Origin of the sequence: Flagellimonas sediminis (assembly GCF_010500845.1) — a bacterium.
Classification (GTDB): Bacteria; Bacteroidota; Bacteroidia; order Flavobacteriales; family Flavobacteriaceae; genus Flagellimonas; species Flagellimonas sediminis.
Window position 1 is genome coordinate 335,645 of the sequence record NZ_JAAAMI010000001.1, and the last position, 23,880, is coordinate 359,524.

Annotated in this window: 26 protein-coding genes and 1 tRNA gene; 12 read left to right on the forward strand and 15 right to left on the reverse strand. The window is 44.7% G+C overall.

The window, feature by feature from the left end; all coding sequences use genetic code 11:
• The first annotated feature begins 342 nt into the window (after positions 1-342).
• Together GTK07_RS01490 and GTK07_RS01495 are read left to right on the forward strand one after the other, a co-directional pair.
• Positions 343-1,119, forward strand: coding sequence for an ABC transporter permease (locus tag GTK07_RS01490; RefSeq protein WP_313790658.1), 777 nt, complete (start codon positions 343-345; stop codon positions 1,117-1,119).
• The gene (locus tag GTK07_RS01495; RefSeq protein WP_163632297.1) at positions 1,106-1,786 is read left to right on the forward strand and encodes an ABC transporter ATP-binding protein; all 681 of its coding nucleotides are present in this window, start codon (positions 1,106-1,108) and stop codon (positions 1,784-1,786) included. The genes GTK07_RS01490 and GTK07_RS01495 overlap by 14 nt, the downstream gene beginning before the upstream one ends.
• Before the next feature lie 122 nt (positions 1,787-1,908).
• On the opposite strand, the gene GTK07_RS01500 is transcribed toward GTK07_RS01495, so the two are convergent.
• A tRNA-Ala gene (locus GTK07_RS01500) sits at positions 1,909-1,985 on the reverse strand.
• Positions 1,986-2,042: 57 nt separating this feature from the next.
• Positions 2,043-2,840 (reverse strand): universal stress protein, encoded by a 798-nt coding sequence (locus GTK07_RS01505; RefSeq protein WP_163632300.1) that lies wholly within the window; start codon positions 2,838-2,840, stop codon positions 2,043-2,045.
• Positions 2,841-2,893: 53 nt separating this feature from the next.
• Here GTK07_RS01505 and GTK07_RS01510 point away from each other — a divergent pair, with 53 nt between their 5' ends.
• The 4 genes from GTK07_RS01510 to GTK07_RS01525 all read left to right on the forward strand — a co-directional run bounded on the left by GTK07_RS01510 (position 2,894) and on the right by GTK07_RS01525 (position 6,458).
• Positions 2,894-3,394 (forward strand): GNAT family N-acetyltransferase, encoded by a 501-nt coding sequence (locus GTK07_RS01510; RefSeq protein WP_163632303.1) that lies wholly within the window; start codon positions 2,894-2,896, stop codon positions 3,392-3,394.
• 12 nt (positions 3,395-3,406) lie between these two features.
• Positions 3,407-4,741 (forward strand): MATE family efflux transporter, encoded by a 1,335-nt coding sequence (locus GTK07_RS01515; RefSeq protein ID WP_163632306.1) that lies wholly within the window; start codon positions 3,407-3,409, stop codon positions 4,739-4,741.
• Positions 4,742-4,822: 81 nt separating this feature from the next.
• The gene (locus GTK07_RS01520; RefSeq protein WP_163632310.1) at positions 4,823-5,590 is read left to right on the forward strand and encodes an enoyl-CoA hydratase/isomerase family protein; all 768 of its coding nucleotides are present in this window, start codon (positions 4,823-4,825) and stop codon (positions 5,588-5,590) included.
• A gap of 100 nt (positions 5,591-5,690) precedes the next feature.
• Entirely contained in the window at positions 5,691-6,458 is a 768-nt protein-coding gene (locus GTK07_RS01525) for a UDP-2,3-diacylglucosamine diphosphatase (RefSeq protein ID WP_163632313.1), read from the forward strand.
• On the opposite strand, the gene GTK07_RS01530 is transcribed toward GTK07_RS01525, so the two are convergent.
• The 4 genes from GTK07_RS01530 to GTK07_RS01545 form a co-directional block, all read right to left on the reverse strand.
• Entirely contained in the window at positions 6,455-7,711 is a 1,257-nt protein-coding gene (locus tag GTK07_RS01530) for an MFS transporter (protein WP_163632316.1), read from the reverse strand. The two genes, GTK07_RS01525 and GTK07_RS01530, sit on opposite strands and share 4 nt — an antisense overlap.
• Positions 7,712-7,717: 6 nt before the next feature.
• Positions 7,718-9,406, reverse strand: a complete 1,689-nt coding sequence (gene recJ / locus GTK07_RS01535) for a single-stranded-DNA-specific exonuclease RecJ (protein WP_163633449.1) — start codon at positions 9,404-9,406, stop codon at positions 7,718-7,720.
• A gap of 20 nt (positions 9,407-9,426) precedes the next feature.
• Positions 9,427-10,107: a lysoplasmalogenase gene (locus tag GTK07_RS01540; protein ID WP_163632319.1), complete on the reverse strand. Its 681-nt coding sequence runs from the start codon at positions 10,105-10,107 to the stop codon at positions 9,427-9,429.
• 66 nt (positions 10,108-10,173) lie between these two features.
• A complete protein-coding gene (locus tag GTK07_RS01545; protein WP_163632322.1) occupies positions 10,174-10,596 on the reverse strand; it encodes an OsmC family protein in 423 nt (140 codons plus the stop codon).
• A gap of 53 nt (positions 10,597-10,649) precedes the next feature.
• Between GTK07_RS01545 and GTK07_RS01550 the strand changes: the two genes are divergently transcribed.
• The gene (locus GTK07_RS01550) at positions 10,650-11,252 is read left to right on the forward strand and encodes a carboxymuconolactone decarboxylase family protein (RefSeq protein ID WP_163632325.1); all 603 of its coding nucleotides are present in this window, start codon (positions 10,650-10,652) and stop codon (positions 11,250-11,252) included.
• On the opposite strand, the gene GTK07_RS01555 is transcribed toward GTK07_RS01550, so the two are convergent.
• The 9 genes from GTK07_RS01555 to GTK07_RS01595 all read right to left on the reverse strand — a co-directional run bounded on the left by GTK07_RS01555 (position 11,242) and on the right by GTK07_RS01595 (position 17,945).
• Positions 11,242-11,838: a uracil-DNA glycosylase family protein gene (locus tag GTK07_RS01555; RefSeq protein ID WP_163632328.1), complete on the reverse strand. Its 597-nt coding sequence runs from the start codon at positions 11,836-11,838 to the stop codon at positions 11,242-11,244. The two genes, GTK07_RS01550 and GTK07_RS01555, sit on opposite strands and share 11 nt — an antisense overlap.
• An 84-nt stretch (positions 11,839-11,922) precedes the next feature.
• Positions 11,923-12,396: a YHS domain-containing (seleno)protein gene (locus GTK07_RS01560; protein ID WP_163632331.1), complete on the reverse strand. Its 474-nt coding sequence runs from the start codon at positions 12,394-12,396 to the stop codon at positions 11,923-11,925.
• Positions 12,397-12,426: 30 nt separating this feature from the next.
• Positions 12,427-12,780, reverse strand: a complete 354-nt coding sequence (locus tag GTK07_RS01565) for an SPW repeat domain-containing protein (RefSeq protein ID WP_163632334.1) — start codon at positions 12,778-12,780, stop codon at positions 12,427-12,429.
• 9 nt (positions 12,781-12,789) lie between these two features.
• Positions 12,790-13,140: a nuclear transport factor 2-like protein gene (locus tag GTK07_RS01570; RefSeq protein ID WP_163632337.1), complete on the reverse strand. Its 351-nt coding sequence runs from the start codon at positions 13,138-13,140 to the stop codon at positions 12,790-12,792.
• Between the two features lie 75 nt (positions 13,141-13,215).
• Positions 13,216-14,283 carry a helix-turn-helix domain-containing protein gene (locus GTK07_RS01575; RefSeq protein ID WP_163632340.1) on the reverse strand — a complete coding sequence of 356 codons (1,068 nt, stop codon included), beginning with the start codon at positions 14,281-14,283 and terminating at the stop codon, positions 13,216-13,218.
• Between the two features lie 75 nt (positions 14,284-14,358).
• Positions 14,359-15,486, reverse strand: coding sequence for a DUF819 family protein (locus GTK07_RS01580; protein WP_163632343.1), 1,128 nt, complete (start codon positions 15,484-15,486; stop codon positions 14,359-14,361).
• A 4-nt stretch (positions 15,487-15,490) separates the two neighbouring features.
• Positions 15,491-16,525, reverse strand: a complete 1,035-nt coding sequence (locus GTK07_RS01585) for a succinylglutamate desuccinylase/aspartoacylase family protein (RefSeq protein ID WP_163632346.1) — start codon at positions 16,523-16,525, stop codon at positions 15,491-15,493.
• A gap of 29 nt (positions 16,526-16,554) precedes the next feature.
• Positions 16,555-17,226, reverse strand: coding sequence for a 16S rRNA (cytidine(1402)-2'-O)-methyltransferase (gene rsmI / locus GTK07_RS01590; protein ID WP_163632349.1), 672 nt, complete (start codon positions 17,224-17,226; stop codon positions 16,555-16,557).
• A gap of 47 nt (positions 17,227-17,273) precedes the next feature.
• Positions 17,274-17,945, reverse strand: a complete 672-nt coding sequence (locus GTK07_RS01595; RefSeq protein ID WP_163632352.1) for a hypothetical protein — start codon at positions 17,943-17,945, stop codon at positions 17,274-17,276.
• A 158-nt stretch (positions 17,946-18,103) separates the two neighbouring features.
• On the opposite strand from GTK07_RS01595, the gene GTK07_RS01600 reads away from it, so the two are divergent.
• The 5 genes from GTK07_RS01600 (at position 18,104) to GTK07_RS01620 (ending at position 23,765) form a co-directional block, all read left to right on the forward strand.
• Positions 18,104-18,748 carry a thymidine kinase gene (locus tag GTK07_RS01600; protein WP_163632355.1) on the forward strand — a complete coding sequence of 215 codons (645 nt, stop codon included), beginning with the start codon at positions 18,104-18,106 and terminating at the stop codon, positions 18,746-18,748.
• Complete coding sequence (gene alr / locus GTK07_RS01605) at positions 18,741-19,850, forward strand: alanine racemase (RefSeq protein ID WP_163632359.1); 1,110 nt, start codon at positions 18,741-18,743, stop codon at positions 19,848-19,850. Before GTK07_RS01600 ends, alr begins: the two co-directional genes overlap by 8 nt.
• Positions 19,851-19,923: 73 nt before the next feature.
• Positions 19,924-20,331, forward strand: a complete 408-nt coding sequence (mscL, locus tag GTK07_RS01610) for a large-conductance mechanosensitive channel protein MscL (RefSeq protein ID WP_163632362.1) — start codon at positions 19,924-19,926, stop codon at positions 20,329-20,331.
• A 189-nt stretch (positions 20,332-20,520) separates the two neighbouring features.
• Positions 20,521-21,534 carry an aspartate-semialdehyde dehydrogenase gene (locus GTK07_RS01615; protein ID WP_163632365.1) on the forward strand — a complete coding sequence of 338 codons (1,014 nt, stop codon included), beginning with the start codon at positions 20,521-20,523 and terminating at the stop codon, positions 21,532-21,534.
• A gap of 77 nt (positions 21,535-21,611) precedes the next feature.
• Positions 21,612-23,765, forward strand: coding sequence for a prolyl oligopeptidase family serine peptidase (locus tag GTK07_RS01620; RefSeq protein ID WP_163632368.1), 2,154 nt, complete (start codon positions 21,612-21,614; stop codon positions 23,763-23,765).
• Positions 23,766-23,880: the final 115 nt, after the last annotated feature.

Genomic DNA, 23,880 nt, shown 5'->3' on the forward strand with positions numbered 1-23,880 from the left:
ATGGTTAATGTTTGTTGGCATCGTTGGGCGGTCCTAAGAACGTTTAATATATGAAGGCTTCAAGTATGTGCCGGACGGGTAAAACTTTAGTGAAATAATTTCCCGTAAAAAGCGATACATTTATCTTTTAAGATATGCGGGTGTCAATATTTCCAGCAATGGATAGTTGCATATCCTAAGGGCAAAATTCCAATGAAAGAATATTTTAGGCTTCAAAGTAAAATACTCAATCGTAAATTCATTGATTTCGGCTTGCCCCTTTTGGTGGCCTATACCCTATTGCCCATTCTCTTTGTTTGGTTTTCCAACTTTCTTTTCGCTAAAACCGAATTTGCCGGTTATGTGTATCCCATCATTGCTTTAGGTCCAATTTTGAGAATGAGTGAGCCAAAACGAAACGATTTTCTCAAAACTGTTTTCAGCAGACAAGATTATTTTAAGTTAAGACTGGTCGAAAATTTAATCTGCTGCATCCCCTTTTTGGCGTTTCTCATATACCAACGATTACTCATCATTGCAATGGTGTTGCTGCTACTGGCTATCTTGATGGCTCGTTTTAACATGGATACAAAAACCAATTTTACCATACCTACACCGTTTGGGAAAAAACCGTTTGAATTCACAGTAGGCTTTAGAAAAACATTTCTTGCTTTCGCCATTGCCTATTTGTTGACTTTCATCTCCATAATGGTCCATAATTTTAACCTCGGGGGTTTTTCCTTGATTTTGGTGGTTTTGGTCTGTTTTTCCTATTATTCCAAACCTGAAAATGTATATTATGTCTGGAACTTCAGTACCTCATCAAAAACCTTTTTGTTTGGGAAAATAACAACTTGCTTGACGAATTTCACCTTATTGGGCCTACCAATAGTAATTGCTTTGTCAATATTTTTTATTGAGAACGTAAATATCCTGATTGGATTTGCTTTTATGTGTTATGCCTATTTAACCGCAATTGTTTTGGCAAAATACTCGGCATATCCAGATGAAATGAACCTTCCCCAGGCAATTTTACTTGCAATGTGTCTGATGTTCCCGCCTATTTTGATTGGGGTAATCCCGTTTTTTTATTCTAAATCAGTTAAAAACCTAAACCCGATTTTACATGATTCGAATTGAGAATTTGTCAAAATCATTTGGTCAAAAGAAAGTACTCGACTGCATTGATATCGAATTCAACAACGGAAAGGTCTACGGTATAGTGGGTGAAAACGGAGTTGGTAAAACCACTCTTTTTAGATGCATTTCTGGGTTGGAAACCTACGAAGGAAACATATCTTCCGATGTTGACAACCTTAAGGACACTTTGGGCTTTTTAGCGACCGAACCATTCTTCTTTTCAAAAATTACAGGAAAAGAATATATTCGGTTTCTTGTTAATGCAAGACAGGTAAAACTAACCAACATTGAGGACAAAAACATATTTGATTTACCTCTGAATCAATACATATCAACCTATTCTACGGGAATGAAGAAAAAATTGGCATTGACAGCCATTTTATTACAGGAAAATAAGGTTTTTGTACTTGACGAGCCCTTTAACGGTGTGGATATACAGAGTAACCTGCTCATAACCGAAATAATAAAAAAACTTAGGGAACTAGGCAAGACCGCAATTATTTCATCACATATCTTCTCTACTTTGGCAGAAACTTGTGACGAAATATTTTTGATGAAGAGCGGCAGGATTCTTAAGAAAGTGGACCGTAAAGATTTTGCTGATTTGGAGGCTGAAATGAAAGAATTTTCAATTGGCAACCAAATAGCGAAATTGGAACTAAAGTAGTGTCGGCAGGTAAATACATCATCTGAAGTTTAGTGCCAATCCAAGAAGCATCATGTGAAATTCAACGTTAAAACCGCAACTCTATCCTACAAAAAAAGCACCTAAAACGGTGCTTTAAATTCTGGTGGAGAATACCGGATTCGAACCGGTGGCCTCTTGCATGCCATGCAAGCGCTCTAGCCAACTGAGCTAATCCCCCAAAGAGAGCGCAAAGGAAATACTTTTTTCCGAAAGTATCAAAATTTACGCCCTTTCCTTAATCTTTTTTAACGCTCAGCACCAATACGGGTACCGGCACATAAAACTCCGATTTTAAAATGGTGTTCTTCTCCCACAGTTTTTTAAAGAAGCCTCTTTTTCTCCTGAACACGCACAACATATCCGGATGCTCTTCATGATAAAATTCGGTTACTCCCAAATAGGTAGTGGCATTCTCGGTAATGGTCAGCTTTTTGCTTAAGTCCAAAAGTGCCGTATTCACTTTTAGATCGTCTTCGGAATATCCTGGTCTTTTTACCAACAACAAGCTTACTTCCGATTTAAACTTGTTCTTAATGGTTGCCAACGGGGTTAGGATGCTACTCCTTTTCAATATGCCCGATCCAAAGGCTGTCATTATCTTTTTTATCGGTTTAAAAGTAGTGCCCTTGGGCACGATCAAGGTTGGGATATCGGTCTGTTTAATGATCCTTCCCGAGGTATTCCCCAAATACAGTTCCTCTTGTATATCATTACTTTTTGGGGCAATAATAATCAAATCAATGCCCAATTCTTTGTTGATGTCGTTCAAACCATCAATGATATCACCAGTGTAGGTCGCGATCTTTATTTCAATGTTCTTGGTATCCACCGCATCGATCACCTCCTTCAAATGTTCCTTGTTACTTTTGGCCACCTTCTCTTCCACATTGGCCAAACTACCCATGGCCGTGGCGACCGAGATTACATCCATCACAAAGATCTTGGCACCAAAAGTGGCGGCAAAATCAACAGCATATTGCAATGTTTTTGAGGAATCCGGGGAAGTCCCGATAGGAACGAGAATGTTGTTCATGGTTTGGTGATTATGATTAAACCTTAAATTTACAATTAAATTGAAATGAAGCAATGATACGACGTGCAAAGATATCTGAAATACCCGATATCTTATCCATTACCCGATTATGCGCCCTAAAAATGGAACAAAACGGCATTTATCAGTGGAACGAACACTATCCTTCCCAAGCGGCTTTCCTAAAAGATGTGGAACGAGAGGAACTGTATGTCCTAGAGGAAACAGATTCCATTTTGGGTACCATTGTGATTTCCACCTATATGGACGAGGAATACAAGCCTATCCAATGGCTCACTCCAAATGGCAACAGCACCTACATCCATCGCCTTTCTGTTCATCCCGAGCATCAGGGCAAAGGCCTGGCGCAACAACTCATGGATTTTGCCGAAGCGTATTCCAAAAAACATCATTTCGTCTCCGTGCGTTTAGATACGTTTTCGCAGAATCATCGCAACCAGCGATTCTATGAGCAAAGGGGCTATCAAAAATTGGGCGATATCTTCTTCCCCAAACAAAGCGAACATCCCTTTCATTGTTACGAATTGGTGCTGTAACTTGCAGCCGATTTGAGCACACAGGTAAATTTCAGGACCATCAACCAATTGGCAATCCCTGCAACCATTTCAGGGATAGCGGAGCCCTTGCTTTCCATTACGGATACGGCCATAGTGGGCAACATTCCAGCGGACAGTTTGGAGTCTTTGGCCGCGGCGGGCATTGTGGGTTCCTTTTTGTCCATGCTCATATGGGTATTGGGGCAGACACGTAGTTCCATATCAGCCATTATTTCGCAATACTTGGGAGCGGGCAGGCTGGAAGAAGTCAAGCAACTTCCTGCCCAGGCCATTTTTTTCAATATTTTGTTGAGTGTGGTCGTATTGGTATCAACCGTTTTTGTTATCGAGGAGATCTTTACACTGTTCAATGCTACCGGAAAAATATTGCATTACTGTGTTTCTTATTATTCCATTCGGGTTTGGGGATTTCCGTTGACGCTTTTCACATTTGCCATTTTTGGCATTTTTCGAGGTTTGCAAAATACCTTTTATCCCATGGTCATTGCCATTATCGGGGCGGTGTTGAACATTGGGCTCGACTTTCTTTTGGTCTATGGGGTGGAAGGATGGATACCGGCCCTGTATCTGGAAGGTGCTGCATGGGCCAGTTTGATATCCCAAGCCATTATGGCCCTTTTGGCCTTTGTCCTATTGATGAAAAAAACCGAAATCAGTATGAAGTTGGTCTTTCCGCTCAACAAAGAACTGAAACGGGTCATTTTTATGAGCCTCAATCTTTTTGTCCGAGCCATTGCCCTTAATGTGGCCTTGATCCTGGCCGTCCGTGAAGCCACTGCTCTGGGTGATCGTTTCATCGGGGCCCATACCATTGCCATCAACCTATGGTTGTTCGCGGCCTTTTTTATTGATGGTTTTGCAGCTGCTGGCAACAGCATGGGTGGAAAACTTTTGGGGGCTGGCGATTACAATGGGCTTTGGAAATTGGCAAAAAAAATTGTGTTGTATGGCATGGTGGTCAGTCTCATTTTGATGTTGTTCGGCTTCCTATTTTACCATCCGATCGGACAGCTTTTTTCCAACGACACCTTGGTGCTTGATACTTTTTACGGCATATTCTATATTGTGATTTTGGGATTGCCTATGAATACTTTGGCTTTTGTTTTTGATGGATTGTTCAAGGGATTGGGCGAAATGAAATATTTACGGAATGTGCTGCTCACCGCAACATTTTTGGGATTTGTCCCTTGCCTCTACATAGGCAAATTTTTGGGATGGGGTTTTTATGCCATTTGGGTGGCCTTTGTCATTTGGATGTTGATCCGTGGATTTGCCCTACTCTGGAAATTTGATAGAAAATTCAGGCCCTTGGTCCAAAACCCGTAATTTAGCAATGTCAAAGGTCAGACATCAGATTCAAGACAACTGATAATTGTTTATTGCTCATTGTAAATTGTTCATTGAAACATGTCCACAGATAGAGTCAACGGAAGCTTATACACCAAAATAGAAAACGGAATCGCCACCGTGGAGTTTGGCCATCCTGCCAGTAATTCCTTTGTTTCTGAATTGTTGGACCGATTGACCAAAGAGTTTGGCAAACTTGCCTTTAATAGCGAGGTATCCATTATTGTCCTTAAATCCGAAGGTAATCGTGCCTTTTGTGCTGGGGCTTCCTTTGATGAACTGGTCGCCATTTCCAATCTTGAAGAAGGCAAACAATTTTTTAGTGGATTTGCCAATGTCATCAATGCCATGCGTAACTGTCCTAAGCCCATCATAGGGCGGATACAGGGCAAGACCGTTGGCGGAGGGGTCGGTTTGGCAGCGGCCTGCGATTATGTACATGCCTCTGTGGAAGCCGCCATCAAATTATCGGAGATTTCCATTGGCATAGGTCCTTTCGTAATTGCCCCGGCAGTGGAACGAAAAATGGGCAAGGCGGCGTTGGCCGAGCTCTCCTTATATCCCACGGAGTGGAAAAATGCGTATTGGGCCAAGGAAAAAGGATTGTTTTCCAAGGTTTATGACTCCATTTCAGAAATGGACAAGGAGTTGGACATCCACCTTCAAAAATTGGCCACATATAATCCCGAAGCCCTATCACAAATGAAAAAGGTGCTCTGGGAAGGTACCGAACATTGGGACAAACTCCTTCTGGAGCGCGCCGAGGCTTCCGGAAAATTGGCGCTGTCACCAAACACTAAAAAAGCATTGGAAAAGTTTAAAAAATAAATGTAGAAAAATGAGAAGTATCTTCCCCCTATTGGTCGTGGTCCTTGTTGTGGTCTATGTTGTCAATAAAATACGCAACAACAGAAAGTTCAAAAGATAGATGAAGGATATTACCTTGCCGGAAGGCAAAAAGGTCTATTTCGCAAGTGATAACCACCTTGGGGCACCCACCCGAAAGGACAGTCTGCCGCGGGAAAAAAAGTTTGTGGCCTGGCTGGATTCCATCAAGCACGATGCACATGCCATTTTCTTGATGGGCGACCTCTTCGACTTTTGGTTCGAATACAAGACCGTTGTCCCCAAAGGGTTCAGTCGTACCTTGGGCAAATTGGCGGAGCTTTCGGATATGGGCATCCAAATCACCTATTTTGTGGGCAATCATGATCTTTGGATGAACGGCTATTTTGAGGAAGAGTTCAACATTCCCGTATACCACAAACCCCAACAGTTTTTGATCAACAATACTTCCTTCTTCATTGGGCATGGAGATGGACTAGGCCCACATGACAAAGGGTTCAAAAGGATGAAAAAAGTGTTCACCAATCCAGTGGCCAAATGGTTTTTCAGGTGGTTGCACCCTGATTGGGGGGTTCGTTTGGGGCAACATCTATCCGTGAACAACAAGATCATTTCCGGGGAGGCCGATGCCACTTTTTTGGGCGAGGACAAAGAATGGCTTATCCTCTATGCCAAACGAAAACTGGAACAGCAACATTACGATCACTTCATCTTCGGACATAGGCACCTTCCGTTGGAGATCCAACTCAATGAAAAATCCACTTATACCAACTTAGGGGATTGGATTTCCTATTTTACCTATGCCGTTTTTGATGGAGAAAAATTGACTTTGCAGAAATTGGAAGCTTAATCCTTTTCGTGCTCGTCAATATCTTTTTGAAGGTCCAATTTTCTAAAAGTTGGTGAAATGATGGCAGTGGTACCCACGGTTAATATGGTCATGCAGCCTCCAAAGACTACCGCTGTAACGGTACCGAACAATTTGGCCGCCAATCCACTTTCAAAGGCACCCAGCTCATTGGAGGATCCCACGAACATGGAATTTACGGAGGCTACCCTTCCTCTCATATTGTCAGGTGTTTTTAATTGTAGAATGGTCTGGCGTATGATCATGGATACCCCATCCACTGCACCACTAAGGAACAAGGCCGCTACCGAAAGCCAAAATAGTTCGGAGATACCAAAGACGATAATACAGATTCCAAAGGCGAATACGGCCAGCAAAAGTTTCTTACCGGCATTTCTATGTAAAGGAAAACGCGTGGACCCTAACATGGTAAGCGAGGCCCCAATGGCCGGAGCGGCCCTTAAAATGCCAAATCCTTCGGAACCTACGTGTAAAATATCTTGGGCATAAACAGGCAATAGCGCCACGGCTCCACCAAAAAGTACCGCAATCATATCCAAGGTCAGCGCGCCAAAAATGGCCTTGCTGCCAAACACGAATTTGAGACCATCCTTCAAACTTTGGAACACAGGCTCCCCAATCTTGGGGTTCAAAATGGGCTTTTTTGGAATCTGAAACAGGAAAAGGAGAGCCATCAAAGAAAATCCGAAAATGACACACATGCTCCAATGTACCCCAATCCAGCTGATAGAAAAACCCGCCAATGCAGGACCCAAAACAGAAGCCAACTGCCAAGTGGAACTACTCCACGTTGCCGCGTTGGGATATATTTTTTTGGGAACGATCAAAGCAATCAAGGAGAAAATAGTGGGACCTAAAAACGAACGGACCAACCCGCCCAAAAATACCAAGGCATAAATGGAATACAGGATTTTTTTCGGTGCCCAAGATTCCTGTAATCCTGGCCAACTCAATACAAACAACCCCAGACTGATCACGGAAAACCCTGCGATACAAGTCACCAAAAGGTTGCGCTTTTCCCGTTGATCCACGATGTGGCCTGCAAACAAGGCCATGCCCACAGCGGGAATCACCTCCATCAGTCCGATAATACCCAAGGAAAGGGGATCCTTCGTCAAGGAATATACCTGCCACTCGATTACAATGAACTGCATGGACCAAGCAAAAACCATGGCAAAACGAACCAATAAAAAAATATTGAACTCCCTATATCGGAGTGCGGCATATGGATCCATAAATGTCTAGCGAATGTCTCTTAGTTTAAGTTGAAGGCTCACCGTTCCGTTCCATTCATTTTCATCAAGCGAAAATACGCCATCGAAAGGTTTTACACTCTTCACTAGACCCATTTTATTTCCAAGGTTGAAACCAATGGCACCAATAGGTGTTGACCCATTCTGATAGAGGGCACATTTTAAATGTTTTTCATCTTCCCCCACCCCTCGGGCATAGCCGGTATCCTTAAGTCCCTCGGCCATAAAAATCGGAGTCATGTTCCCAGGACCGAATGGCGCGAACTGTTTTAGGATACGCATCAATTTGGGAGAAATTTGATCCATCTCTATCTTGGCATCGATACTGATCTCCGGTTGCAACAATTGTGGATCGATGGAGTCTGCCACCACTTTTTCGAACTGCTGCTTGAAGTTTTCATATTGTTCTTCCAACAAGGTCAATCCGGCCGCATACATATGTCCCCCGAACTGCTCCAAACAATCGGAGCACTCTTCCAAGGCGTTGTAAATATCGAACCCTTTTACGGATCGTGCCGAGGCTGCCAGTTTATCCCCACTTTTGGTAAAGACCAAAGTAGGTCGGTAATAGGTTTCGGTGAGTCGGGATGCCACAATACCGATGACGCCTTTATGCCAGTTTTCGTTGTAGACTACAGAAGTAAATCGACCTTCTTCCTGATTGTTCTGAATCTGCAATAAGGCCTCTTCGGTAATTTCCCTATCCAAACTTTTGCGCTCCACATTGAACGCCTCAATTTCTTGGGCATATTTTTGGGCGGTGGCCAGATTGGTCTCTTTCAACAAGGCTACGGCATGCTGTCCGTGTTTCATCCTTCCGGCGGCATTGATTCTAGGGGCTATGATAAAAACCACATCGGTAATGGTCAGTTCCTTTTTGTTCACTTGGTCCAAGATCGCTTTAAAGCCGATTCTTGGCGACTCATTGATCACCTGCAACCCAAAATACGCCAACACGCGGTTTTCGCCAGTAATGGGAACAATGTCCGCAGCAATTGCCGTGGCTACCAAATCCAGATATGGCACCAGTTGTTCGGTGGTGATTCCCTTGGATGCGCCCAAGGCTTGTATCAATTTAAACCCAACCCCGCAACCGCAAAGCTCTTTGTAGGGATATGGGCATACTTCCTGTTTGGGATCCAAAATGGCCACGGCATCGGGCAAAACATCCCCTGGTCTATGGTGATCGCAAATGATGACATCGATTCCCTTTTCCTTGGCATATTGCACTTTTTCCACCGCCTTTACTCCGCAATCCAAGGCTATGATCAGGGAAATGTCGTTATCCTCGGCAAAATCGATTCCCTGAAAGGAAATGCCATACCCTTCGGAGTAGCGATCGGGAATGTAAGTGGCCACATTGGGGTAAAATTCCAATAAAAAGGACGATACCAACGCTACCGAAGTAGTGCCATCCACATCATAATCCCCATAAATCAAAATATTTTCCTCCTCCTGCATGGCCTGCTCAATGCGCACAACGGCCTTGTCCATGTCCTTCATTAAATAGGGATCGTGCAAATGGGAAAGTTCGGGCCGAAAAAAGGCCTTTGCTTCGTCATAATTGGTGATTCCCCTTTGGATAAGGAGTTGTGCAACAATGTTCTCGACCTTTAACTCCTTGGCGAGTTGGTCGATGGTTTCTTGGGTAGGTACGGGTTTTAGGGTCCAACGCATAATTCTGTTCAAATAGGTTCTTATTGGGTAACATTTGGGGTATGGATTGCTGCTGTTTCAAATCGTTTGATCACCGAATAGGTGATGCAAATATGGGCAAGGTAATAGGTCGGTGTGATCAAAAAATCAAAAGTATGATAGCCTACAAATTCCTTGAAGGCGATAATGGTGTCCGAAAATAGGATAAGTCCAATTCCGATGACATAACTCCATTTTTCCGTAGGGCCAACCGTCATGCCCATGGAAGCGCCCAACGAAAAACAAGAGATGAGCAAATAGATCAACGATGCCGCCATTAAGGCCGTATCGGTAATTTTTGGGTACAGCACCAAGAAGAAAAAGGCAAGAAACCCGATCAGTACTATTGCGGTTGCTTTCCAATCCATCTTTCCGTTGAGCAATGCATACACCAAATATCCGACATGGGCCAAGAAAAATAGGGCAATCCCCTTTACGAACAAGGAAACATCGCCGTTCATGCGCGATAAAAACCAATCGCCAATAATGGAACACACAAATGCGCCCACCAACATCCAAAGGTCCTTATTTCCTTTTTTACGGTACAGGAACCCCAATCCGATCAGAATCCCCATTCCCGCCGTTCCGGATTTGAAAATGAATTGGGAGGTGGTTACCCCCAAAATGGCAAGTACAACGGATAGTGCCAATGCCCCATAAGCCCAATTTTTAATTCGCCACATTCCAATTTAATTTTATGACATTCAACAATAAAAGGAACCGGGGGTTACTGTCCTTACACGAATTTCCTATTTGTGATGGTACAGAATCTTAATATCCAATTTGGCAAATTTCCGAAACATTTCCATGACCCCACAATACCGTTCCACAGAAAGATCGACCGCCTTTTTCAGTTTATCCTCCTTAAGGTTTGAGCCTGTGAAATGATATTCGATCACCACCGAATCGTAATATTTGGGATGTTCTTCGGTAAGGTTGGCAATGGTATCTATTTTAAATTCATCCACTTCCAGTTTCATTTTCTGGATCAAGGAAGCAACATCCAAACCAGAACAACCGGCCAACGAGGATAGCATCAAGGCCTTTGGCCGCAAACCGGATCCATCGCCGCCACTTTCGGGCCCTGCATCAATTTTTAGGGTATGTCCGGAAGGATTATTGCTTTCAAATGCCATTCCACCCAACCAGGTGGTTGTTATATGATTTGTCATGAAGTCAATTTTTCGTTTCTTGTTGTTCAAAAATACAATTTAAAATCGCATCCATGGCCTTAGTTCAACCCTTAGACCCCAATCATGACCCCGAAACCAAACAATTGGCAACATTCTTTAACGAGACCCTAGGCTTTTGTCCCAATTCGGTATTGACCATGCAGCACAGACCGGCTATTTCCAAAGCCTTCATCAACCTCAACAAGGCGGTAATGGCCAACGAGGGCCGGGTAACTTCGGCATTAAAACGCATGATTGCCTGGGTAAGCAGCAATGCCACCGGATGCCGGTATTGCCAAGCCCATGCCATACGGGCAGCTGAACGGTATGGCGCCGAACAGGAACAACTGGACCATATTTGGGAGTACCGCACCCATCCCGCTTTTTCGGAAGCAGAGCGTGCCGCTTTGGATTTTTCACTGGCGGCTTCGCAAGTACCCAATGCGGTTTCCAAGGACATCAAAGACCGACTGTACCAACATTGGAACGAAGGGGAGATTGTGGAAATGTTGGGGGTGATATCCCTTTTTGGCTACCTCAACCGTTGGAACGACTCCATGGGCACTTCCATTGAAGACGGTGCCGTGGAAAGTGCCGAACAGTATTTGGGCAAACACGGTTGGGAAAAGGGAAAGCATGATGGTTCTAGATATTAGACTTCTGGATAGCAGACTTTAATTGGTCCATTACCTTTTGCCTAAGCACAGGCAATACCTCATTTTCAAACCAAGGATTCTTGCTCAACCAAAACCGGTTTCGGGGCGATGGATGGGGCAATACAAAGTATTGGGGCAGATAGGCTTTGTAGTTCCTAACGGTTTCCGTGAGGTTTTTTTCCATTAGATCACCGAGGTAATGTTTCTGTGCATATTGGCCGATCAGCAGGGTTAATTTTAAATGGGGCATGCCCTTCAATACTTTTTGGTGCCATTGTGGGGCACATTCGGGCCGAGGGGGCAAGTCGCCGGATTTTCCCTTCCCGGGATAACAAAATCCCATGGGCATTTGGGCAATTTTGGTTTCATCATAAAATTCCGTATCGGTAACACCCATCCAGTTGCGGAGTTGTTTCCCACTGGGGTCGTCCCATGGCATCCCGGTTTCATGAACTTTGGTGCCCGGGGCATGGCCGATGATCAGAATCCGTGCTTTGGGGTTGGCGGCCACAATGGGCCGTGGACCCAACGGAAGGTGTTCTTGGCAAAGTGTACAATTTCGAATCTGTTGGAGTAACTCGTTCATTTTATTGTGATTCCTGTGGTATAAAATTATAAAAACGCCCCAACCTTTCAGTCGGGACGCTTTCACACCCTATCACCAAAATGATTAATTATAGGTGCCTTTCAACTTGCTCCAGTTTTCGTTGGCCTTTCCCACCAACTTCGCATGGTTGTTCTCTGCCAACCACAATTGTTGGGCATCCAGCTCAATGTTGTACAGGTACAGAAAATATTTGCCATCCTTTACGATAAACTTGTTCGGGTCCGGTCTAAACTTTGCGCCTGCATATACCCCAAAAGCACAGTAACCACCATATTGGGGCAAATACTTGCTTGGGTTTTTATCGAATTTCTTCTTTTGTTCGGCGTCGGTGAAATAATAAACCACCTTTTCATGCTCCGACTTGAATTGCTTCAATCCTTTTTGTGCAATACCTAGATCCAAGTAGGAAACCGGGCTATAGCCTTCCAAGGCGATGTTGCTGTTATCGATGTTGTACGCTTTTTTGTCCTGGGCAACAGCCAAATTGATGCTAAGGGCCATTACCGCTAAAATTGAAATGTTTTTAATTGCTTTCATTGTTTGTAAAATTTTTAATTGTTTTTGTTTTTAATTGTCACTGGCACTCAGGGCCACCACCAAGAACACTACGGTTGCGTTGAACCAGTAGTAAATGGCGTCGATTCCTTCGAACCCGAAGGCAAAGGGAGCGATCATAAAGGTCACCGCTACCAAAAGGTCGATGGCCAAATGCCCTTCAAAGGGAATCACCTTAAAAATGCTCAGTTTGTAATCGGTGAGCAGGCTTGCCGCAAATACGGCCAACCCTGTGGCCACCGAAAACCAAACCGCCATAGCCGAGGATTCACCCAAACCCAATAAAAAGGGAGCGACCAATAGCCCCAAACCCGCTGTGTAATCGGCCACGCCATGCAGCGTGGGCGTTATAAACCTTAAGTTCATGGGCGAAGATCAAGCATTAAAGTATTCCTCGTGGACCACTTTGCCCTCATCGTTCCAGATTCGGCGAATGATTTCGTGCCAATACACCCTGCTGTTGTCCTTCATCAAAAAATCGAAGGTAAACTCGGAGGCCGACACGTTTCCGTCCACAATGGTACGGTGCAATTGTATACCGTTCACCTGTGCAATGGCACTTGCAAATCCGGTCATTTTTTCCACCATTTGTTCCTTTCCGGTCGTGGTCACCTGGTTGTAGTCCGAAGTATTCGCGTCCTCGGCAAAATACTTCTCGACAGCAGCAACGATCGCACCTTGTGCAACAATGCTATCCATGTCTGTAGCTAGATTTTTAATATCCATTTGCTATGTTTTACTGATTAAACAATTTGTGTTGTAATTACAGGGCAAATGTCTTGTAGGATGGGCAGGTAAGACCTACAAAAAAGGAGCAATCCCTTGTACTTTTTTGTTTTTGTACTGGGACGGGGTCTCTCCGGTACTATGCTTGAAGAACGCTGAGAAATGATTGGGCTCCTCGAAACCCAATTGAAGGGAGATTTCTTTAATGGACATTTCTTGCCGGAGCATTTTTTTCGAAGTGCCAATTAATTCGTTTCGGATGAGGCTTCCCAAGGTATCGTGCATTTTGTCCTTGGTCTTTTTGGCGAGGGCCTTTACGGAAAGGTTCATTTTATCCGCATAAAACTCCATTTGGTGTTCATTTTTATGGTGCAGACGGATAAGCTCCATCAAATTTTCCACAAAGCGGTCTTGTCGCTCGTAATCAAAATTGTCCCTGAATTCAATCGGTGTATAGCCTGTTCTTTTTTTGAAGACCCGATTAAAATAGGCCGGATCTTTAAAACCAACATCAAAGCAGACTTCCTGAACGCTACAATCGGTAAAAACCACTTTTTTCTTGCTTTCCACCAATCGCTTCTCCTCCAACATGGAACGCACGGTTATCCCAAGTTTTTCCTTTATGAGGCGGGAAGCATCCATTCCTTCCCCGCAGGCCAGATCCCTTAGCTCCAAAAGGGCAACCTGTGTCGAAAACAACTGGTCGATGGATTCCTTAACATCAAAAATGGATTGGTATTCCGATTTACTGGCATTGAAAGGGTTTTGTTGGAACCATTGTACCAAAGAATGGTCGATAATTTCCCTCGAATCGGGTTGGGATGCTTTTCCAGAAAGGTATTTTTCCAAAGGCGATCCTTGCAGGGCATCAATGTAACCCAAAGAAATCAGATGCTTGAACAAGACACGTACCTCCCTGTTCTCAAAAATCGTTTTACTGGGAAACTCCATTTTCTGCGCCTTAAAATCATCCGATAAGAACTTGATGTATTGGCCTTTTTCCAGATAGATGACCTTGTCTTCCCAGTCAAAGTAGTTTTTAAAATCGACCTGAATACCGCCCGATCCCGAAAGGATGTGCAGCAATGTGTACTGATTGATGAAATACACCTTATTCAGTTCTGGATTGAACAGTTGGACCATCTTCCCAAGTGTTTTTATACTTGGTCGTTTTGGAGTGTCTTAGCTATCAAGATGCACCAGAAGGTACATCCCATTCTAAAGAATGAGTTGCAATAGATAAATGGTGAGCATTCCCCAAAACGTACCGGTGGCCATGCTTAAAATCGCCAGAATGATGGCATGCGGCATCCAATTGGGGCGATAGGCCGCCGTAACCGCTGGGGCCGTGGCGATGCCGCCCACATTGGCCATGCTGGCAATGGGCACCCAAGCCATGTTCATATTCAACAGTTTGGCCACCAACACCATAAACACAAAGTGCCCAATAAGCCAGACCACTAAAAATCCAAAAAAGGACATATCAAAACCGAACAAGGCAAATTGCAGTTTCAAGCCTAGGATCGACATCACCAAAAGTATCAGAATGCCCCCGATTTTAAGCGTTAAGCGAAAATTCCATTTGGGCACAACATTGCCCAAAAGCAATCCGATGAGGGAAAGTACAACCACTTTTGCCACAAAAACGTCGAGAATTAAATGGCTAACCAAAACCACGAATAGCAAAATGCCCATACACCACCATGGAGAAAGCAGAAGTTCTTTGTGATCAACAATACGCTCGGGGATTTCTTGGTCAGAAATGCGGAGCGCCCTGTTCAATCCATCACTCTTTTTGATGGTCTGGAACATAATGATGGTCCAGACATTCACCAAAATATTGTCCATCACCAATACGGAAAGAAAAATATTCTCAGGACATTCCACCAGTTCCTTGAGCACCAACTGACTGGTGCTACCCCCGATCCAACTCCCCACTATTGGCGGGACACCTTTCCAAAACCCTTTCGCCGCCAAGGTAGTGGATACAAGTTCGGAGTCGGCAAAACCCCAAATGAACAGCACTGGAAACAAAGCGATAAATAAAGAGCCCGCCACAAACACCACGATGGGTTTGTAACCTATAGACTTCAACTGACCCAGAGACAAACTGGCCATTACGGCAACAATGGTCAACGGAATAAAAAAGTCCCGGCTCAGGTTGTGGATATTGGCTTGTGATAAATCGAAACCGAACACATGGCAAATGATGGCCGGAATAACGTAGGAAAGGAGTATGGCAGGCACCCAATCGAACAGTGATTTGACCCATTTATGTTCCCAACGGTCCAAAAAATAGACACAGACCACTGTGAATACCGTTATGCTCCATGGCAACCACTCCATGTTACTACTGTAAAATGCCCAGATGAATGATGCGTCCGCCCGAAATATTCACGGGATTCGTGCTTTTTCCGATAACGATACCGGCCTCTGGTGCCACATACTCCTCGATGATTTCACCAAACGCATTTCGCATGGTTCCAATGGGCTGACCTTTGGTCAGTTTTTCGTTCAATTCCACATAAAGCTCCAAATACCCTCCTTTTTGGGTAAACAACCAATACGATTTGGAACACACATTTCTGGCTGGAGGAACAGTTGCTTCTCCCGGTTGAAGACCCAGCCATTTCATCAAATTTTGAAGGCCCTTAGTTCCCCGTTCAATCATTTCTTCTTGATAAACCTGTGGGTTGCCGTACTCCAAGGTAATGCTCTGTACACCCTTGGAAATGGCATAGGCCCGCATGGTTAGCCCGCTGGCTTCGCCAAAACTGGCCGTTCCTTTGTTGGAAACGATGATGTCCGGTTCCAAAAGCCTCAGCATGGTGGACAAGGTGTCGTTTTGCATATCCCCACGGCCATACAGGGTATTTACACGACCAAAACTTGCCGTGTGCAAGTCCACATGATAATCAAAAAGTGGAATGATTTTTTGGGCGATTTGATACGCCATTTGTTGGGAGCGGTTGCCATTTAGTTTTCCTGGGAACAAACGGTTCAAATCCTGTAGATCGATAAACTCACGTTGGTTATTGGCAATCGCCAAAGGGTTTAACCCTGGAATGGCAATGATGGTGCCCTTCATAGTCGCCATATCAAGAGCGGACATTGCCCGTTGAATAATGGCTATCCCATTTAATTCGTTGCCATGAATGGCCGCGGTAAGGCCCAATACCTCCCCGTCTTGAGTCCCTCGGGCCACAATGACCGGTATTTTGATGGGTTCCCCAACAGTATCTTCGCCCAGTTTCAACCAAAGGTTATGGATCTGGCCTTTTTCATACTGGGACAGGTCCAATTGTTCCACAATGGGATGGGTTGTCTTTTGTCCAAAAAGCAACGAGCATGCAAATATGAAACAAGAAAAGAGCTTGGTTTTCATGGTGTTGGTATTTGAAATAAATATAGTCTTTATTTCTTCCCACCCACCACGATTACAAATTCGCCTTTTGGAGGTTTTTGAATGAAATGTTGTAGCACCTCCTCCAAAGTGCCACGAACGGTTTCCTCATAGAGTTTGGTAAGTTCCCGGGATACCGAAACGGGTCTGTCCGGCCCAAAATATTCAGCAAAATGGGTCAGTGTTTTTACGAGCTTATGGGGCGATTCATAGAACACCATGGTGCGGGTTTCCTCCGCCAATTGTTGCAATCGGGTCTGGCGTCCCTTTTTCACGGGTAAAAACCCTTCAAAAACAAACCGGTCGTTGGGCAAACCGCTGTTCACCAAAGCGGGTACAAAAGCCGTGGCGCCGGGCAAGCATTCTACTTCAACGCCATTTTCGACACAGGCCCGGGTCAATAAAAACCCAGGGTCGGAAATGGCGGGGGTACCGGCATCGGAAATCAACGCGTAAACAGCTCCTCCCTTCAATTTTTCCACCAAATGCTCCACTTGCTTATGCTCATTGTGCATGTGGTGACTCTGTAAGGGGGTGTCAATTTCAAAATGTTTCAGGAGTTTGCCACTGGTTCGGGTATCTTCGGCCAAAACAACATCCACTTCCTTCAATACCTTAATGGCCCGAAGGGTCATATCTTCGAGATTTCCAATGGGTGTCGGTACCAGGTATAGTTTTCCCATAATCCAAAGGTACGGTCTTCCCGAAAAATATGGTTATAAAATAGGAATTAGGCGAATCTGCGCTCAATCAGGGAAAGGAAGCGGGCTTCGTATTCCTCCTTACCTTCCCAGTTGTTGTATTCCGGTTTCACCATGTTGTTGATGAAGGCAATGGAGCGCTCCTCGGTATCAATCGTGTTGAGCTGGGACAATACCCGGGTATAGTCCTCCATGTTGTTGTTGAACAAATGCTTCACAAAGGCCAACCGATCATTGAGACCCACTTGAAGGTCTTTGTTGAGTTTATCGTTCAGGGACTGCGTTTTTATGGCGTTCTCTTTGGGAGCAAGGATGTCCTTTTCATTTTTCATGTAATCAGGCTTGGCCACAAATTCCGCAAAAACCTGTTCCAAAGCTGCTTCGGAGGGCATTTCGGAAACCATATGTTTAATGGTATCCATACCAGGAGTCATGATATCCTCTTCGTGCGGGTTGCTTTCAGGCACGGAAAGGTTTCCACTCAAGACCGCATTGGCCACTTTTTCAAAACGGGTGGCAATCACATTTTTGGAAACATCCACCTGTACATCGGCCAATTTTTCGTCTATAAATTTGAGCACGGCCAATTTCTCATAGATTGCCTTTGCCGTATCGTAAAGTTGTGTTAGGTCGGAATCTTCCCGAGCCGTGATGATCTCTGTTGATAGTTTTATCAATTCTTCCCGCAATTTCCTGATCATAGCCGTAGTATTTCTTATAAAAATATAACCTATTTGCCAATCCCCTTATGAATGAAAGGTTAAATTTCAAACCAAATACAGGGGTACATTTTTTTAGTAGCTTTGTGCTTGTCCCAATATTAAACGGGAAAACACACAATTTCTTTCAAAAATAAGGTATGTTTCTCGAAAACACGGTCAATCATAAAGAACAGTTTGGATGGATTGAGGTCATTTGCGGCTCCATGTTTTCCGGAAAAACCGAAGAGCTCATCCGCAGGCTCAAGCGGGCCCAGTTCGCCAAACAGAAAGTGGAAATTTTCAAACCGATTGTGGACACCCGTTACCATGAGGAAATGGTGGTGTCACACGATGCCAATGAAATCCGTTCCACCCCGGTGCCGGCCGCGGCCAACATCCGTCTTTTGGCTGATGATTGTGATGTGGTGGGCATTGATGAGGCCCAATTTTTTGATGATGAAATCGTGACAGTCTGCAACGATTTGGCCAACCGTGGGGTACGGGTGGTGATTGCCGGGCTCGATATGGACTTTAAAGGAAATCCCTTCGGACCCATGCCAGCCCTAATGGCAACAGCCGAATATGTGACCAAGGTGCATGCGGTCTGCACCCGTACCGGAAACTTGGCCAACTATAGTTTTCGGAAATCACACAACGAAAAATTGGTGCTCCTTGGAGAAACCGAAGAATATGAACCCTTGAGCCGTGCTGCTTTTTATAAGGCGATGTTGCGAGAAAAAATCAGCCAAATGGATGTGGCTTCAGAGGAAGTTGTTCCCAAAAAGAAAGGTTCGAATGGCTAAGGTTGGCGAGACCACATTGTTCCTCGACCTTGCCGCCCTGGAACACAACTACCACTATCTGCGGTCCAAAATTGAGCCCGAAACCAAATTCATGGCCGTGGTTAAGGCCTTTGCCTATGGCAGTGATATGGTGGCAATTTCCAAGAAACTGGAAAAACTCGGAGTGGATTACTTTGCCGTGGCCTATGTGGGGGAAGGGGTACTGCTCAGGGATGCAGGCATAAAAACACCCATTTTGGTATTGCACCCCCTGGCTTCCAATTTTGATGATTTGATCGACCGCTGTCTGGAACCCAACCTGTACTCCAGAAACTTACTGACGCAATTCTTGGAAGTGGCGACTGCCAATAAGCAACAAGACTATCCCGTCCATATCAAATTCAACACCGGGTTGAACCGCCTGGGCTTTGGTGAAAATGATACGAGTTGGATAGCACAACAGGTAACCAATAACGAGACCATAAAAGTAAAATCGCTTTTTTCCCACTTGGCCGCCTCGGAAGATCCAAACGAGCGCGCTTTTAGTTTGGGACAAATCGAATCCTTTAAAAAAGCAAGTGACGCTTTGATAGAACAATTGGGCTATACGCCCATGCGACATATGCTGAACACATCCGGGATCATCAATTACCCTGAGGCACAATTTGAAATGGTCCGTAGTGGCATCGGTTTGTACGGATATGGCAACGAAGCTGCCGTGGATGCCGAGTTAAAACCTGTAGCCACGTTAAAGACCATCATTTCGCAAATCCACGAAATAGGTCCCAATGAATCCGTGGGGTACAACCGAGCCTTCAAATCCGGGTCAAGGAAACGTACGGCCACACTACCCATTGGACACGCCGATGGCATCAACAGACAATATGGCAAGGGAAGGGCCGCCGTTCAAATCCATGGCAAAATGGCTCCGTTGATCGGCAACGTTTGCATGGACATGATCATGGTCGATGTTACCGAAATTGATTGTGCAGAAGGGGATGAGGTCACCGTATTTGGTCCCCAAAATTCGGCAGAAAGCTTTGCTTTGGGAGCAGGAACCATTTCCTATGAAATTTTGACCGCCATTTCCCAACGTGTGAAAAGAGTAGTTTTAAATGATTGATTTTAAACTTTTTTTAAGAAATAATCCCTTTTTTACTTAATTTGTTTCCTGTTAACCAATACTTGACTATAAAATGGGATTTCTAAAAGAGTTTAAAGACTTTGCAATGAAAGGAAACCTGGTGGATATCGCCGTAGGTTTCGTTATGGGTGCCGCTTTCAATAAAGTGGTTTCCTCTTTTACCGGTGGCATTGTTTCACCATTGATCGGTTTGCTGTTCAAATCCGATTTCAACGACCTTAAATACGTAATAACCGAAGGAACTGTGAATGATGCTGGGGAAACCGTGGGGGAAATCGCGGTGATGTACGGTGAGTTCCTAACCAATGTGATCGACTTCTTGATCGTTGCTTTCGTTATGTTCATGATCGTAAAGGGTGTGAACAAGATGAAGAAAAAAGAAGAACCTGCACCAGAAGCTCCAAAAGGGCCTACCCAAGAGGAGTTGTTGGCAGAGATCCGCGATTTGTTGAAGAAATAAGAATCGTACGTATCGATATAATCGGTACGACCGCTATACCACAATAATCATAAAAACCATCAATGTGTTTCGCAAGCATATTGATGGTTGTTTTATTTATAACATTTTGTTATTTTTTAATTATTCAAAATGAAAAAGCTTGTTTAAACCGTTGGCTGGGTTACCTTTGCATCAAGAAATTAGATTACGATGAAAGTAGCTGTTGTTGGAGCCACCGGAATGGTAGGCGAAGTCATGTTGAAAGTGTTGGAAGAACGCAACTTCCCCATAACCGAATTATTATTGGTTGCCTCGGAGCGTTCGGTGGGCAAAAAACTGTCCTATAAAAATGAAGAGTACACGGTGATCGGTTTGGCCGACGCCGTTGCCGCGCAACCTGATATCGCCATTTTTTCCGCAGGTGGGGACACTTCATTGGAATGGGCACCAAAATTTGCAGAGGTCGGTACTACGGTAATCGACAATTCATCGGCCTGGAGGATGGACCCTACCAAAAAATTGGTGGTGCCAGAAATCAATGCCGATACGTTGACTCCCGAGGACAAGATCATTGCAAATCCAAACTGTTCCACCATCCAACTAGTGATGGTCTTGGATCCCTTGCACAAAAAATACCACATGAAACGCGTGGTGGTCTCCACCTATCAATCCGTTTCCGGAACCGGTGTAAAGGCCGTTCAGCAAATGGAAAACGAGGCTGCTGGCATCGAGGGGGAAATGGCCTATCCGTACCCCATCAACCGAAACGCATTGCCACATTGCGATGTGTTCCTCGAAAACGGCTACACCAAGGAAGAGATGAAATTGGCCCGTGAACCTCAAAAAATATTGGACGACCGCACCTTTTCCGTTACGGCAACGGCTGTTCGTATCCCTACGGCCGGAGGGCACTCCGAATCGGTGAACGTGGAGTTCCACAACGATTTTGACCTTGCCGAAGTTCGGAAAATATTGAGTGAAATGCCCGGAGTGGTCGTTCAGGATAACACGGCAACCAATACCTACCCCATGCCAATGTTCGCCAATGGAAAGGACGAGGTTTTCGTGGGACGAATCCGAAGGGACGAGACCCAACCCAACACCCTGAACATGTGGATCGTGGCCGACAACCTGAGAAAAGGGGCCGCTACCAATGCCGTTCAGATTGCGGAGTATTTGGTAGAAAACAATCTGGTTTCCAATACTTCGGAAGCCATTTCATAAAATTCGTTAAAGCTTTTCAAGCAGCCGATAGAATTGTTTGTTTTATGGTATTTTTATCAGAATCAATCTAGATAAAAATGAAAAACGCAAGTCTATTGGCTGTTATCGTTTTATTGACGGCCTGTCAAGAAACCACTAAAAGAGAACCTATTACCGTGAACTATCCCACTACTAAAAAGGTCGACACGGTCGACACCTATTTCGGAACCGAGGTCCAAGACCCCTACCGTTGGCTGGAAGATGACCGCAGTGCCGAAACCGAGGCCTGGGTCAAAGAGCAAAATGCAGCCACTTTTGGGTATTTGGAAAAAATTCCATTTCGGGAAGACCTGAAAAAACGATTGGAAAAACTGTGGAACTATGAAAAAGTAGGTTCCCCGTTCAAAGAGGGCGACTATACCTACTACTACAAAAACAATGGGCTTCAAAACCAATATGTGGTCTATCGGAAAAAAGGCGATGGCAAAGAGGAAGTCTTCCTAGATCCCAATACCTTTTCCGAGGATGGCACCACGTCTTTGATGGGTCTCAACTTTACCAAGGATGGCTCCAAAGCCGCCTATCTGATCTCCGAAGGCGGTAGTGACTGGCGAAAAGGAATCGTCATCGATGCCGAGACCAAAGAAGTGGTAGAGGATACGTTGGTAGATATCAAATTCAGTGGCATTTCTTGGAAAGGAAACGATGGTTTCTTCTATTCCAGCTACGACAAACCCAAAGGAAGCGAGCTCTCGGCCAAGACCGACCAGCACAAACTCTACTATCATAAATTGGGAACGCCCCAATCAGACGATAAAATTATTTTTGGTGGAACTCCCGAGGAAAAACATCGATATGTGGGTGGCTATGTTTCCGAAGACCAAAAATATTTGTTCATATCGGCTTCCATATCCACTTCGGGCAACAAGCTATACCTGATGGACCTTTCAGAGGCAGACCCAAAATTAGTCACCATTTTGGATGATACCGATTCCGATACCTATGTCATCGATAATGAAGGCTCCAAGCTTTATTTGGTCACCGATCGGAATGCCCCCAATAAAAAAGTGGTCGTGGTGGATGCTTCCAACCCAACTCCGGACCATTGGGAAGACTTGATTCCTGAAACTGAAAACGTACTGACCGCTGGCACTGGAGGAGGTTATTTCTTCACGGAATATATGGTGGATGCCATTTCAAAAGTGCTGCAGTATGATTACGATGGAAAATTGGTGCGAGAGATCAAATTGCCAGGTGTAGGAAGTGCTGGAGGCTTTGGTGGCAAAAAAGAGGACAAAGATTTTTATTTCTCCTTTACCAATTACAACACTCCTGGATCCTTGTACAAGTACCATGTGGAAACCGGGGAGTACGAGCAGTATTGGAAGCCGCAAATCGATTTCAATCCAGACGATTATGAGTCCAAACAGGTTTTCTATACCTCCAAGGACGGCACTAAAGTCCCTATGATCATCACCTATAAAAAAGGATTGGAACTCAACGGTAAAAATCCGACCATTCTGTATGGTTATGGCGGGTTCAACATCAGCTTGACCCCTTCCTTCAGCATCGTGAATGCCGTTTGGATGGAGCAAGGTGGTGTTTATGCCGTGCCCAACCTTAGAGGTGGTGGGGAATATGGTAAAAAATGGCACGACGCCGGGACCAAGCTCCAAAAGCAAAATGTGTTTGATGACTTTATCGCCGCAGCGGAATATTTGATAGCTGAAAACTATACATCAAAAGAATATCTGGCCATTCGTGGGGGATCCAACGGCGGTTTGCTTGTAGGTGCCACCATGACCCAGCGGCCAGATTTGATGCAGGTTGCCTTGCCCGCTGTTGGGGTCATGGACATGTTGCGCTACCACACCTTTACCGCAGGTGCCGGTTGGGCCTATGACTATGGAACTTCGGAGGATAGCGAGGAAATGTTCAAGTACATTAAAGGATATTCCCCTGTCCATAACGTGAAGGAAGGTGTTACCTATCCCGCCACTTTGGTTACCACTGGTGACCATGATGACCGTGTAGTACCGGCGCACAGCTTTAAATTTGCGGCAGAATTACAGGAAAAGCAAGCGGGACCTGCCCCAACCTTGATCCGCATCGAGACCAATGCAGGCCATGGTGCAGGAACCCCTGTGAGCAAGACCATAGAGCAATATGCCGATATGTTTGGATTCACCTTTTACAATATGGGGTATGATGAACTCCCCAACCAAGCCGTGCTGAAAGAGTTTAAAGATTAAGAAGTCAATATAACTTCTTGTCAGTTTGAGCGTAGTCGAGAATCTCATGATTAATTTTATGATGGCCTAGGCTTCGACTGCGCTCAGCCTGACAGATAAAATCTCACAGAAATAG

Excerpts from the sequence above, each read along its gene's own strand:
- GTK07_RS01560 (WP_163632331.1), bottom strand. The coding sequence starts at position 12,396 with ATGAAAGCAATTAAAAACATTTCAATTTTAGCGGTAATGGCCCTTAGC.
- GTK07_RS01595 (WP_163632352.1), bottom strand. The coding sequence starts at position 17,945 with ATGATCAGGAAATTGCGGGAAGAATTGATAAAACTATCAACAGAGATC.
- GTK07_RS01575 (WP_163632340.1), bottom strand. The coding sequence starts at position 14,283 with ATGGTCCAACTGTTCAATCCAGAACTGAATAAGGTGTATTTCATCAAT.
- GTK07_RS01615 (WP_163632365.1), top strand. The coding sequence starts at position 20,521 with ATGAAAGTAGCTGTTGTTGGAGCCACCGGAATGGTAGGCGAAGTCATG.
- GTK07_RS01530 (WP_163632316.1), bottom strand. The coding sequence starts at position 7,711 with ATGGATCCATATGCCGCACTCCGATATAGGGAGTTCAATATTTTTTTA.
- GTK07_RS01510 (WP_163632303.1), top strand. The coding sequence starts at position 2,894 with ATGATACGACGTGCAAAGATATCTGAAATACCCGATATCTTATCCATT.
- GTK07_RS01570 (WP_163632337.1), bottom strand. The coding sequence starts at position 13,140 with ATGGATATTAAAAATCTAGCTACAGACATGGATAGCATTGTTGCACAA.
- GTK07_RS01620 (WP_163632368.1), top strand. The coding sequence starts at position 21,612 with ATGAAAAACGCAAGTCTATTGGCTGTTATCGTTTTATTGACGGCCTGT.
- GTK07_RS01555 (WP_163632328.1), bottom strand. The coding sequence starts at position 11,838 with ATGAACGAGTTACTCCAACAGATTCGAAATTGTACACTTTGCCAAGAA.
- GTK07_RS01495 (WP_163632297.1), top strand. The coding sequence starts at position 1,106 with ATGATTCGAATTGAGAATTTGTCAAAATCATTTGGTCAAAAGAAAGTA.
- GTK07_RS01520 (WP_163632310.1), top strand. The coding sequence starts at position 4,823 with ATGTCCACAGATAGAGTCAACGGAAGCTTATACACCAAAATAGAAAAC.
- GTK07_RS01525 (WP_163632313.1), top strand. The coding sequence starts at position 5,691 with ATGAAGGATATTACCTTGCCGGAAGGCAAAAAGGTCTATTTCGCAAGT.
- GTK07_RS01580 (WP_163632343.1), bottom strand. The coding sequence starts at position 15,486 with ATGGAGTGGTTGCCATGGAGCATAACGGTATTCACAGTGGTCTGTGTC.
- GTK07_RS01600 (WP_163632355.1), top strand. The coding sequence starts at position 18,104 with ATGTTTCTCGAAAACACGGTCAATCATAAAGAACAGTTTGGATGGATT.
- GTK07_RS01565 (WP_163632334.1), bottom strand. The coding sequence starts at position 12,780 with ATGAACTTAAGGTTTATAACGCCCACGCTGCATGGCGTGGCCGATTAC.
- GTK07_RS01545 (WP_163632322.1), bottom strand. The coding sequence starts at position 10,596 with ATGACAAATCATATAACAACCACCTGGTTGGGTGGAATGGCATTTGAA.
- rsmI (WP_163632349.1), bottom strand. The coding sequence starts at position 17,226 with ATGGGAAAACTATACCTGGTACCGACACCCATTGGAAATCTCGAAGAT.
- GTK07_RS01505 (WP_163632300.1), bottom strand. The coding sequence starts at position 2,840 with ATGAACAACATTCTCGTTCCTATCGGGACTTCCCCGGATTCCTCAAAA.
- mscL (WP_163632362.1), top strand. The coding sequence starts at position 19,924 with ATGGGATTTCTAAAAGAGTTTAAAGACTTTGCAATGAAAGGAAACCTG.
- GTK07_RS01585 (WP_163632346.1), bottom strand. The coding sequence starts at position 16,525 with ATGAAAACCAAGCTCTTTTCTTGTTTCATATTTGCATGCTCGTTGCTT.
- recJ (WP_163633449.1), bottom strand. The coding sequence starts at position 9,406 with ATGCGTTGGACCCTAAAACCCGTACCTACCCAAGAAACCATCGACCAA.
- GTK07_RS01540 (WP_163632319.1), bottom strand. The coding sequence starts at position 10,107 with ATGTGGCGAATTAAAAATTGGGCTTATGGGGCATTGGCACTATCCGTT.
- alr (WP_163632359.1), top strand. The coding sequence starts at position 18,741 with ATGGCTAAGGTTGGCGAGACCACATTGTTCCTCGACCTTGCCGCCCTG.
- GTK07_RS01550 (WP_163632325.1), top strand. The coding sequence starts at position 10,650 with ATGGCCTTAGTTCAACCCTTAGACCCCAATCATGACCCCGAAACCAAA.